Origin of the sequence: Rheinheimera texasensis DSM 17496 (genome assembly GCF_000711985.1) — a bacterium.
GTDB lineage: Bacteria > Pseudomonadota > Gammaproteobacteria > Enterobacterales > Alteromonadaceae > Pararheinheimera > Pararheinheimera texasensis.
Genome location: NZ_JONU01000015.1, coordinates 37,371 through 49,829 on the forward strand (window position 1 = coordinate 37,371; position 12,459 = coordinate 49,829).

The 12,459-nt window shown below is 54.2% G+C and carries 7 protein-coding genes; 5 read left to right on the top strand and 2 right to left on the bottom strand.

What is annotated here, in order from left to right; genetic code table 11:
* Positions 1-54 precede the first annotated feature (54 nt).
* From Q399_RS0109760 to Q399_RS0109780, 5 genes are all read left to right on the top strand, one after another.
* Complete coding sequence (locus tag Q399_RS0109760) at positions 55-690, top strand: NAD(P)H-dependent oxidoreductase (RefSeq protein ID WP_031568167.1); 636 nt, start codon at positions 55-57, stop codon at positions 688-690.
* A 142-nt stretch (positions 691-832) separates the two neighbouring features.
* The gene (locus tag Q399_RS0109765) at positions 833-2,014 is read left to right on the top strand and encodes an HD domain-containing phosphohydrolase (protein WP_031568168.1); all 1,182 of its coding nucleotides are present in this window, start codon (positions 833-835) and stop codon (positions 2,012-2,014) included.
* A 198-nt stretch (positions 2,015-2,212) separates the two neighbouring features.
* Positions 2,213-5,125, top strand: a complete 2,913-nt coding sequence (locus Q399_RS0109770; RefSeq protein ID WP_031568169.1) for a TonB-dependent receptor — start codon at positions 2,213-2,215, stop codon at positions 5,123-5,125.
* Between the two features lie 30 nt (positions 5,126-5,155).
* Positions 5,156-9,139 (top strand): pullulanase-type alpha-1,6-glucosidase, encoded by a 3,984-nt coding sequence (pulA, locus tag Q399_RS0109775; protein WP_037046025.1) that lies wholly within the window; start codon positions 5,156-5,158, stop codon positions 9,137-9,139.
* A gap of 173 nt (positions 9,140-9,312) precedes the next feature.
* Positions 9,313-10,500: a JmjC domain-containing protein gene (locus Q399_RS0109780; protein WP_031568171.1), complete on the top strand. Its 1,188-nt coding sequence runs from the start codon at positions 9,313-9,315 to the stop codon at positions 10,498-10,500.
* Positions 10,501-10,533: 33 nt separating this feature from the next.
* Here the strand turns inward: Q399_RS0109780 and Q399_RS0109785 are convergent, their stop codons facing one another.
* Entirely contained in the window at positions 10,534-11,610 is a 1,077-nt protein-coding gene (locus Q399_RS0109785) for a serine hydrolase domain-containing protein (protein ID WP_157836266.1), read from the bottom strand.
* A gap of 104 nt (positions 11,611-11,714) precedes the next feature.
* The gene (locus tag Q399_RS21500) at positions 11,715-12,440 is read right to left on the bottom strand and encodes a DUF2306 domain-containing protein (RefSeq protein WP_031568174.1); all 726 of its coding nucleotides are present in this window, start codon (positions 12,438-12,440) and stop codon (positions 11,715-11,717) included.
* Positions 12,441-12,459 lie beyond the last annotated feature (19 nt).

A 12,459-nucleotide genomic window follows, 5' to 3' on the forward strand; every position in this document is an offset into this window, starting at 1 on the left:
CCGATTGGTACAATAGTGGTAAACTCCTCAGTGTACTTAATTGGAGTGAACCAGATGTCAGAGACCTTACGTTTATTGTCATGGCGTTATGCCACCAAAAAAATGGATGCCACACAGGCCGTCCCTGAAGAGAAAGTAGAAAGGATCCTCGAAGCGATTCGCCTCAGTGCCAGTTCGAGTGGCTTGCAGCCCTATCAGGTGCTGGTGATCACCGATGCGGAAACTAAAGCAAAAATTCGCGCCCATGCCTGGGACCAGAGCCAGGTGACCGATGCCTCCCATCTTTTAGTATTCGCAGCCTGGGACCATTACAGTGCCGATCGTATTAATCACATGTTTGATTTAGTTAACGAGCAACGTGGTTTTCGCAACGAAGGCTGGGAAGCCTACCGCCAGAAATTACTGAGTTTTTATCCAAACCGCACGCCGGAAGAGAACTTCCAGCATGCTGCGCGTCAGGCCTATATCGGCCTTGGCAGTGCCTTGATTGCTGCAGCGGAAGAGGGCGTTGACAGCACACCGATGGAAGGCTTTGAACCAGAAGTGGTCGATGAGATCCTGGGGTTAAAAGCGCTGGGCCTGCGCTCGGTGTTGTTATTGCCGCTGGGCTACCGTGCCGCTGAAGGCGACTGGCTGGTGAATTTACAAAAAGTGCGCCGCAGCACTGAAGATTTTGTGATCCGGCGTTAAGTTTTCTGCACCAGCGGCCCGCAGTAGCACCTTTCGGCTCCGGGTCGTTGGTTTTTTTTCCGTTGCCGCGGACAGGTTTAGCGCTATACAGCAATTAAGGTTCTGTCTACACTGGTTTTTTGGTCGTATCCGGAGCCAGACGATGAGCCAGCTGAATTTAAATCGCCCTGATGAATTACAACGCGACTGTGTTGATGATTTTTTTGAAGATTTTCGCGATGCGTATGATCAATGCGAAGCGACGTTAATCGAGCTGGAACAACACCCGCAGCAACCGGAACTGTTGCACGGCATTTTCCGCGTAGTGCATACCATCAAAGGCAACCTTGGGTTTATCGGACTGTTTTCATTAATCCCGCTGCTGCAAAGCCTCGAAGACGTGCTGGACGACATCCGCAAGGGTCATATGGCTTATGACAGCTCGCTCTGTGATGTGATCCAGCTGACCTTAGACCGCACGCAACAATGGGTCGAAGCCAGTATCGCCGATGCGCCAAAACCTTTAACTCCGACCGAATTACAGCAAATTTGCCAGCGTCTGACCGGCCTCACCAGCGCTGATGAACGTTCACGCGGTGTGCGTATTCGCCAGGTGCTGGGTTTATTAGACCCGACGCACGTACAAGCGCTGGCGATCAAAGATGATGTACCGGAAGTGGTCAACAGCAGCGTTGCTACAGAGCCAAAAGCGTCTTCAGCCGTCGATGCTTGCCGGCGTTTGCTGCAGTATTACCGTATCCGGATGGATGCCGACCTCGAATTTTTTATCCAGCTGTTACCAGCACTGGAACAACGCCACCCGCGCTGGCAGGGTCGTTCTGCCCGGCAGTTATTTTTGGCGCTGGAAATGAACCGGCTGGCCGGCAATAAACTCGATCAAATTCAGCTGGCGGTCGCCGTAATGCTGCACGATTTAGGCATGTCGTTCCTGCCGCTGCAAATGCTGGATGCGCAGGGCCGGGCCGATCCGGAACAACTCAGTGTCTGGCAGCGCCATGTCGAAATGAGTGCTTCACTGGTCGCCAGTTCGCCGCGCTGGCAGGATGCCGCTGCGATGATTTGGCAACACCATGAACATCAGGACGGCAGCGGTTTTCCGGATGGCCTCGAAGGCGAAGATATCAGCGAAGGCGCCCGCCTGTTGCGGATAGTCGATGAGTTTGACTTGCTGACTAATCAGCATGAGCAACAGGAAGCGAGCAACCGGCAGCTGATCACCGCGTTGGTTGAGATCAGCAAAGCCGCCGGCACTAAGTTTGACCCGTTTTGGGTCGGTTTGCTGAACGAAGCGGTGAAGCAACATAAACAACATTTTCAGCGTTAAGGTCTCTGTACCTTTTCGCACTACAATGGTGCAAAAGTCGGGCAGCTATATCGGTTAAGAAAATTGCTGGTGCATTGAATACGTATTCATGTTGTTCTTGCACCAACGCTGGTCAATTAATGTTCGTTGCATAACAACATTACATGGCCAAGGATGTGCAGTTGATCCCGGTCCATGTTCACTGACCGGGAAGACATCATGTTCAGAAGCAAACTCAGCGCGATCACGCTGGCGTTAGCGGCGGCTGGCTGTGCGGTAATGCCTGCATGGGCTGCTCAACAGACCGCGCAAGACACGCCACAAGCTGTCGGCACTGCCGCAGACGCTAAAGCCAGTAGTAAAAAGCAAACCAAAGAAGATATCGAAGTGATTGAAGTCAAAAGCTATTCTGGCTCTTTGATCAAATCGCTGAACCTCAAACGTTTTAACGACACAGTGTCCGAAACCATTTCGGCCGACGATTTAGGCGCTTTGCCGGACGTGTCGATGGCGGATGCGTTAACGCGCTTGCCTGGTATTTCGGCGGTACGGACCGGTGGTCAGGCGGCGGAAATTAATATCCGCGGTATGTCAGGTGGTTTTGTGTTTTCCACCTTAAACGGCCGCGAGCAGGTCAGTACCAGCGGCAGTCGCAGTATTGAGTTTGACCAATATCCGTCCGAGCTGATTTCATCAGCTGCGGTGTATAAATCGCCAAAAGCCTCGCTGATTGAAGGTGGTGTGGCCGGTACTGTGGAACTGCAAACAGCCAGCCCACTGCGTAACAGCGAACAACATACCTTTACCGTCAATGCGCGTGGCATGTTTAACGACCGCGCCAGCGAAGTGCCGGACGGTCAGGAAATGGGTGACCGCTTAAGTTTCTCTTATCAGGGTAAATTTGCTGACGACAAGCTCGGCGTAGCATTCGGTTATGCCCGTCTGTACCAGCCTTCTGTCGCCACGCAATTTATTGGTCTGGCGTACAACACCAGCATGGATGTTGACGGCATCAAAGAAACCGCGCCGAATGAGTTTGTCAGCGAAGGTTTTGAAATGCAGCACAAAGGCGGCGAAGAAGTCCGCAACGGCTACATGGCCGCGCTGGAATGGGTGCCGCATGATGCCTTTACGTTAAAGGCCGATGCTTTTGTTTCTAAGTTTGACTCTGAAGCTTTTGCCCGCGGTTTCCGCGTGAAGTTGGGCGGTGCCAGCGCTTCAGTCGCCAACCCGATTTTAAATGGCAACTCAGTGATTGGCGGCACTTTTAACCGCACTTCTAAAAGCTTCACCCGGGTGGAGATCGTCAACGACGACAACCAGGATTTTGACCAGGTACAAAGCTTCGGTGTCAATGCCGACTGGGATATCACTGAAAACTTTAAGCTGAATTTCGACTTGTCGCATTCGGCCGCGGAAAGTGATTTCCGCAACGGTCTGCTGTGGTCATTAGTGGCCAAAGACGCCAACGCTGCGACACCGGTGTTTGACGACAACGTCTCTATTTCTTACAAACTAAACGGCCTGAACCTGCCGGATTTAGGCTTTAACCAGGCTGCAGCGTTTTCGGATATCAACCGCGTGATGCTGAGTAAATACGGCATTTATCCATATGAAAACGAAGACCGCGTCGATGCGGTGCGCTTGGATGCCACCTGGCGGTTAGATAACCCGGTGATCGCGTCACTGGAAGCCGGCGTGCGTTATTCCGACCGCGAATACAGCAACGACCGTTCAGTCTATGAATATGGTAACGACGGCGCGTTTTCGGCCGCGCAAAAACCGCTGAAACTGACCGCGGATATGGTCAAAGTGGTGAACTTCACTGGCGATTTCAGTTACTTCCCAAGCTACCTGGCCATAGATCAGCAAAAAGCGCTGGCGGCATGGTTCCCGAATGGTATTCCGCAACCGGTGAAAACCTGGGGCACCGGCAACAGTGGTGTGCTGGCCAGCCAACGTGTCACCGGCGGGCCGGATACCGGCTGGTCAATGCTGCAAAGCGGCGAAGTGTACGAAAAAGTGCTGTCGGCTTATCTGATGGCCAATATCGATACTGATCTCTGGAACATTCCGCTGTCCGGTAACTTTGGTGTGCGGATGGTGGAAACTGACCAGTCGGCCACGTCGCTGCAAAACGTCGGTGGCGACCCGAAACTGGGTGCGCAAAACATCGTTGATGATGCCGGCCTGGTGAATAACCAGTATGCACCTTCCGTGCTTGGCGAAACCTACCGTGACTATCTGCCACAGCTGAACCTGAATTTCCGCGTCACCGACGACGACCAACTGCGTTTTGCAGCGGCGCGTGTGATGTCACGTCCGCCGATTAACCGCTTAGCGTCTGACACCAGCACCAACATCAACAACGACGGCATTATTTCCGGTTCCAGCTCAAACAACCCGTATTTACGGCCGTTTTATGCTGATCAGTACGATATCTCCTGGGAGCGCTATTTCAGCGAAACCGAAGGGGCCTTTGTGGCGGCGCTGTTCTACAAAGATATTAAGTCCTTTATCAGTACCTTCACTATTGCCGAGTTTGATTTCAAAGGCGCCGGTTTCTTTGTACCGGACGTGATTATCAATCCGGAAAGCGGTGTACCGGTGCCAGTCACCAATGGCAGCTACACCACGGCGGTCAATAATAGCAAAGGTGGTTATATCCGTGGCGCCGAGCTGGCCTATACCCAGGTATTTAAGTTCCTGCCGGGGATCTGGCAAGGCTTAGGCGTCAGCACCAGCTATTCCTTCACCGAAAGTGAAATTCAGCAGCAGACCAACCTCGGTGGTTCGACGGTGGATATCAGCTTGCCGGGGCTGTCGGAAAACGTCTTTACCGGCACTGTGTTCTGGGAATATGAAGGTTTTGAAGCGCGCGTCAGTGCCCGTTACCGTGACCCATTTGTGTCGGAACAAGTGGCCGTGAACGAGCAGATCGTTAACTTCGACGGCGAAACCGTGGTCGACATGCAGACCTCGTATCAGGTGAACGACCAGTGGAGTGTGCTGTTTCAGGTCAACAACGTCACTGACGAACCGACCAAAAGCTATTTCGGCGATGAAACTCAGACCGGCACTATCCAGTTCTTTGGCCGGCAGTATTTCCTCGGTGTGACTTACTCAATGTAAGACGCTGCAGCTTCAATGGAGAATAAATTTATGTTGAATATCAAAACGATGCTGCAGACGCTGGCCAGTGCCGCGCTGCTGCTGACGTTAGCCGCCTGTGGTGGCAGCGGCGGGGACTCAGTGTCTCCGGGCAAAACCTTATTGACCTGTAATGTGCCGCAAGTACCAAACGAAGCCGGCACGGCCTGTGTTGCCCCAAAACCTATTAAGTGCCCGGCGCCGACAGTGCCGGATGCGCGCAATGAAAGTTGTGTGATTGGTGTCGACCCGACTGCGCCGGCGCCAAGTGTCATGGCAGCGGCCGGTCAGGCAGTGCTGTATTACAAGCGTGCTGACGGCAACTATGACGGCTACCGCCTGCATACCTGGAACAACGAGACCTGTAATGCTTATCAGGACAGCTCGTTGGCAGCCAGCTGGGATAATGGCCTGCAAATCACCGGCGTCGACCAAAACTACGGTGCCTATTGGTTGCTGAATCTCAAAGACGGTGTCGGCAGCAAAACCACAGATTGCGGTAACTTTATTATCCACATCGGTACTGATGACGCCGGCAAAGAGCTGGGCGGCAGTGACATGCAGCTGCCACTGGGCCCGAAAGATGTCGCGAAGTTCTCCCGGATGGGCTGGACTTTCTCTGGTGTGCCTTCGGTGTTTGCCTACCCTGTGGTGTCGCTCGGTGTGCAAATCAGTGACAGCGCTGCGCATTGGCTGGACCGCAACACACTGGTGTGGAATGCGCCGGCAGGCGGCGTCGCCAAGTGGAAACTGCACCACAGTGCAGCCGCTGATCTGGCGATTGACTCAGATACGCTGACTATTAACGGCGATGCGGTTGAAGCCACGCCAACCAGCTTAACCGACGAGCAAAAAGCCAAAGTGCCACACCTGGCCAACTGGCCGGCTTATAAGCTGAACCTGAGCGCTGAACAAGCCAAAACCATGGCAAAAAATCAGCTGGTGCTGGCGTCTTATGACTCTGCCAACAAGCTGATGGCCGCTTCACATGTGCAGGCCGGCAAAGTGCTGGATGACTTGTACACCGCAGGCGCCAATGACGCCAACGAAGCGACTTTAGGCCTGGTTTATGATGCCAGTAATATCAAAACCTCGGTCTGGGCACCGACTGCCCGTAGCGTGAAATTAAAAGTATTTAACGCTGCCAAAGCCGTAACCGCGACCCATGCGATGACGCTGGATGCCAATACCGGCATCTGGAGTTACAGCGGCGCCAAAGCGACGCTGGACCGTCAGTTCTACCGCTTCGAAGTGCAGGTCTATCACCCGCTGACGAAAAAGGTAGAGACCATTGAAGCCACAGATCCGTATTCGCTGAATACTGCCACCAATGGCCGCTATAGTCAGTTCGTCAATCTGGCTGATGCGGATACCAAACCAGCCAACTGGGACGGCCATGAAGTGCCGGTGGTGGCTAATGCTGAAGATATCGTGATTTATGAAGGCCATATCCGTGATTTCTCGGCGCGCGACACCACAGTCTCTGCCGCCAATCGTGGTAAATATCTGGCCTTTACCGAGATGGAATCGCAGCCGGTCAAGCACTTAAAAGCCCTGGCGGATGCTGGCCTCAACCATTTCCATCTGTTGCCGGCAACCGACATGGCCACTGTCAATGAAGATGCCAGCAAACGGGTGGATTTAACCAATACCGTGGCCGACCTTTGTAAGGTCAATGCTAAAGCCTCAGTCTGTAACCAAAGCGCGTCCGCTAAACTGGAAGATGTGATGAAAGGCTTCCAGAACTCTGGTGAAAATGCCCAAACGCTGGCCGGCGAAATGCGTGGTACTGACAGCTTCAACTGGGGTTACGATCCGCAGCACTTTAATGTGCCGGAAGGCTCGTATGCTTCAACGCCGGAAGGCGTGGCCCGCATCAAAGAAATGCGCGCGATGAACCAGGCGCTGCACAGCATTGGTTTACGCGTGGTGCTGGATGTGGTGTACAACCATACCTCTTCATCGGGCCTGTTTGAAAACTCAGTATTCGACAAAATCGTGCCGGGTTATTACCACCGCTATAACCCAACCACCGGCAATATCGAGCGCTCAACCTGCTGTGAAAACACCGCGACTGAACATGCGATGTTTGACAAGTTTGTCGCCGATTCTTTAGTACTGCTGGCCAAAGAATACAAGTTTGACGGTTTCCGTTTTGACATCATGGGCCACCATCCAAAAGCGTCGATTCTGGCGGCGCGCGATGCGGTGCGTAAAGTCGATGCTGACACTTATTTCTACGGCGAAGGCTGGAACTTCGGTGAAGTAGCGAATGACGCGCGTTTTGTGCAGGCTCGGCAGGCCAATATGGCCGGTACTGAAGTGGGCACTTTTAATGACCGCGAACGCGATGCGGTGCGTAATGTGGCACTGTTCAGCGGCGACAGCGATGTGGGTAAGCTGAAAGATCAGAACCTGATTGAAATTGGTCTGGCCGGCACGTTAAAAGACTATGTGTTTAAAGATTATCAGGGTAATACCGGTAAAGCCTCGGGCCTGAACTGGAACGGTCAGCCAGCCGGTTATGCCACAGATCCGGCCGACATTATCAACTATGTGTCAAAGCACGATAACGAATCGCTGTGGGACAAACTGCAGTTTGGTTTAAAAGCCTCCGTCAGCATCGACGACCGCGTGCGTATTCATAACATTGCACTCGGTATTCCGGTCTTGTCACAAGGTATTCCGTTCCTGCAGATGGGCGATGATTTACTGCGCTCTAAATCGATGGACCGCAATAGCTACGACGCCGGCGACTGGTTCAACTTTGTTGATTTCAGCAAACAAAGCAACAACTGGAACGTCGGTCTGCCTTTGGCGCAAGACAACCAGGGCGCCTGGGACAGCATCAAAACCATTGCGAACAATCCAAATGCCACGGCTTATCCGGAGCATATTGAACTGGCCGGTGCAGTGTTCCAGGACTTCCTGAAAATCAGAAGCTCCAGCAAGCTGTTCCGCTTAACGTCTGGCCAGGATGTAATGGACCGCGTCGGCTTCCACAACATCGGTAAAAACCTGACGCAAGGCCTGATTGTGATGAGCATTGACGATGGTCTGGGCCTGACGGACTTAGATCCGGCACATGATGCTGTGGTAGTGGTCATTAATGGCACTGCCAGCGAAAAAACACACAAAGTGCCGACAGCGCAAGGCTTTACCCTGCATGAAGTGCAGCAGGGTTCTGCTGACAGCCGTGTCGCCGACGCGCGTTTTGAAGCGCAAGGCGCCGATGGCAGCTTTGTGGTGCCGGCTTATACCATGGCAGTCTTTGTCAAAGCACAGGCTGGTGCACAGGGCGTTGGCCTCAAAGCCGATGCAACCATGGGCGCACCGGATATCGCACCATATGGCCTGACCAAAGTCTTTGTCCGCGGTGGCATGAACGGCTGGGGTGAAGTCGACGCCTTTGAATATGTTGGTGCTGGTCTGTATCAGGCAAAAGTGAACATTGGCAGCAGCGGCAGCCAGGAGTTCAAAATTGCCTCGGCTGACTGGTCAACGGTAGATTTTGGAGCCAAGAGCGGTGAGCAGGACGTGCAGTTTGGCGTCGCGCAAACACTGCAACGCCAAGGCGCCAACATGAAAGCCAACTTCAGCGCCGGCACTTATGTATTCACGCTGAATGCGGCAGTGCCAGCGTCTCCGGTGCTGACAGTGTCTGAGTTTGTGCCTTACGGCGCGACCAAAGTGTTCTTGCGCGGCAGCATGAACGGCTGGGGCGAAGCCAGTCAGTTCGTTTACACCGGCGGCCTGTACCAGTTCAGCATTCCACTGACAGCTGGCGACTACGAGTTTAAGTTTGCCTCCGCCGACTGGTCGACAGTGAACTACGGCGCAGGCAGCGATGGTCAGGCTGTGACAGTAGGCCAGAATAAAACGCTGGCGCAGAGCAATGACAACCTGAAAATCAACATTGCAGAAGGCGGTACTTATCTCTTTACCGTCAATGCCGCCACGCCAACAGCACCAGTGCTGAAGGTGGTGAAACAATAACTGCGCTGATTTAAAGCTGCTTCGCAGTGACGAGAATCCAACGCCGGCTTTTGCCGGCGTTGTTGTATCCAACCGTGACTGACCGCTTGATTAATCAGTTAAAGCACTGAAGAATACGGCCATCCCTGAAGGCGCGGCGATGAGCGTCGTTGCCATATTGACCGAGTATTCCGATGATCCTTGCCCAAGCCCGTGACCTGCTCGCCCAGGTGTTGCATCCACTGAGTTACGAGCAGTTTTTTCAGGAAGTAGTCAGCCGGCGGCCAGTGTTACTGCCGGCGGATACAGCGCTGTCGGCTCGAAAGTTGCTGGGTGAAGATCCGAAGTCGTTGCTGCTCAGTCACTTTGCTGAATACGCAGCTACGCTGACCTGCCATATTCGCCAGGCACAGGTGCCTGCGCCCAAACCCCGTGCCGTACCTGACGCCGCTGCGTTTGCGGCTTTGCTTGCCGAATATCACACCAATGACTACACGGTACGTTTTCCCGATGTCACCAATGCTACGCCGGAACTGGCGCAGCTGAACCGGGCGCTGACGCTGTTGTTTGGCAATCCGGCCAGCACAGTGTTGTTCTGGAGCCTGACCGGTGCCGAAGCGCCGGTACATGATGATGAAGTCGATGTGATTGCGATTCAGCTGGTTGGTACTAAACGCTGGTTTATCTCGGACGAGCCGCCAAAACTGCCAAATAAATGGAAAGCGCTGGGAGCCAGCGTGCCGCCGCTTGGTACCCACAGCGTGTATGATGTCAAACCCGGTGATTTATTGTATCTGCCGCGTGGCTGTACACACACGGTGCAGTCCACCGGCGAATCGCTGCATATTTCGATTGGTTTTGTGCCTGTGACCATTCGTGAAGCCATTAGCAGCGCGCTGGACTACATGGCTGATTTTGAAAAACCATTGCGGACCAATCTGACCGGCCGCGCTGATGCACTGTCGCATGGCCAGCTGTTGGATGTGGCCGGCGCACAAATGCGGGCCGGTCTGGAGCGGCTGCTGCAGCTGTGCCAGCAACCCGGTTTTGTTGAAGCGGCACTGGCGCACCGTCAGGCCCGCATGCTGATGGAATTGCCGAAGCTTGATAAGCCCAAAACGGGCATACCGCCAATGAGCCGAGAAACCAAAGTGCAACACGCACCGTTGGCGATAGGACAAGTCAATGTGCAGGCGCATATCCTTGATTTTCGTTTCCCTGGCGATCAGCTGCTGGTGCACCCGGCGGTGGCCGACAGCATGGAATTTATCCGCCAGACGCCGCAATTTACAGTCAAAGACATTCCAGGGCCTATCGGCGACGATGTGCGTTTAGTGCTGGTGGAAAAACTATTGTATAGCGGGTTTTTGCAATTGGTCTGAACGGTGGCCCGGGCCGGGCCAGAGCTTTTCCGCTCAGATCTTGCAGCCAGCCCAGGCCTGGATGGCGGGTGTCAGCGCATCAACCACAGCTTTCCCCTCGACAAAACTACCCAGCTGGCCTTCACGGGCCAGCATCGCCAGATAGCTGTATTGATAGTCGATCAGTGGATAAGCGCCATAAGCACCCGGACTGGAATGCCGCTGCGCACTGGTACATTGGCCACTATTGCATTCCAGCCAATGCCCCAGGCCATAAGGCCAGTCAGCACCAAAACCGCTGACCGCCGGGGAATTCAGCACTGTGGCATTGCCGCGTTGATTCGCCAGCATTTGTTGCTGCAATGCGGCGGATAATAATTTGCCTTGTTGTAAGGCTCTGAGAAAATCCAGATATTCCTGTGCTGTCCAGTGCATACCGCCGGCGAGGCGGGGATTGCTGGCAGACGGCAGATCATAACGTGCAGTGCTGAATAAGCCGGTTTGCTGCGTGAATTGACGAAACAGCGCTTGCCAGTCGGTAACACCGGCGGCGCGAATGGCCATCAGCCCGGCGACTTGTAAATGCAGGCCGTTGTAATCAAAGACGTTGCCGGGCAGTCGGCCATTAGCGCTGTTGTTGCTGAGCCCTTGGCGCACACATTGAGCAAAATCGGCGCCAGGTAAATTCAGACACAAAGGCTCTTCGGTGAGGCCTGACGTAAAGCTCAGCAGTTGCTGCAAGGTCATTTGCGACAGCGGATGGCTGATGCTTAACGGCCAGTCACTGAGTCGGCTGGCGGCAGTGTCGCTGAGTTTCAGCACACCGCTGTCCACCAGTCGCAGAATGATCACAGCGCTGACCCATTTCGACGTCGAAGCGGATTCATAAGATGTCACAGCGCTGGACCCGCCGCGCGAATAGCTAAAACTGCGGCCGTCAAAACGTTCCAGTAACAAGGTAAAATCAGTGTCGGTTTTCAGCGTTGTTGCCTGCTGGCGCAGGCTTTGTTCCAGCGCGCTGAGGTCACAGCTGGTTTGTGGTGGTTGGGTAGGAGGTGTCGGGTTTCCGCTGCCGCCGCAAGCAGCCAGACAGAACGCCACAATCACAGTGCTGATGATATTTTGCTGCACCGGCATCTCCCTGACTCCCTGTATGGTCTTGACTGCTGCCAGTGTGGCAGAAGTTTCCGCTGCATATAGTCAAAAACAGGTAAAGGTCTGGTAAATTTGTTGGCTCAGGTCAGTTCGTGCTGGCTGGCGACATGCAGCTCTGGCGTCGTTTGGCGCCGCCAATACGCTTCCAGTATCAGCAAATTCAGGCTCAATGCCAGCAGTCGGGCATAATCGTGTTGCCATGCGCTGACCGCGGTTTGCCAGCCATCGAGTTGTCCCAGGGTTAAAGCTGCAATCAGTTCCAGCAATAAACCACTTAAGGTGGCAAGGACAGCTGCCAAGCCCCGGCACATCCAACGCTGATGGGCAACAAAACGGCGCTGGCACACCCGGTAAAACGCCATGCTGAAACAGCCAATAATGCAGAGGCTCAGCGCCCACAAACCCACATAACGTGGGCCAAGGTCAGCCGGTGTCAATGTATGATGCATCCAGACGCCGGAAGCGGCCATCAGCAAGCCGCTGCCAAGCGCCACCCGGCCGCTGTTCCGGTGCCAGCGCGGCGCCCGCTGTCTCAGCCGGGCGGAGAACTGTAGTGGTACAGTCAGAAAAAACAGCACGCCAGTGCCCGCGTGCAGCAGAATCGGGGCCGGTGTCTGCAGATACCGCGGATTGAGCAGGCTGAGCAGTTCAGCGGGTAACCACGACTGCCACAACAGCAGCACGATGATCAGCAGCGCCGGAATGCCGGGCACGGCCAGCAGCAGATATAAAGTCACGACCAGTGGCCACTGGGCTGCGTGGGTTGCAGCAGGGGGACTGGATTGCGCATCATGAGCTATCAGCATTTTGAGTTCCTTTGCAGTT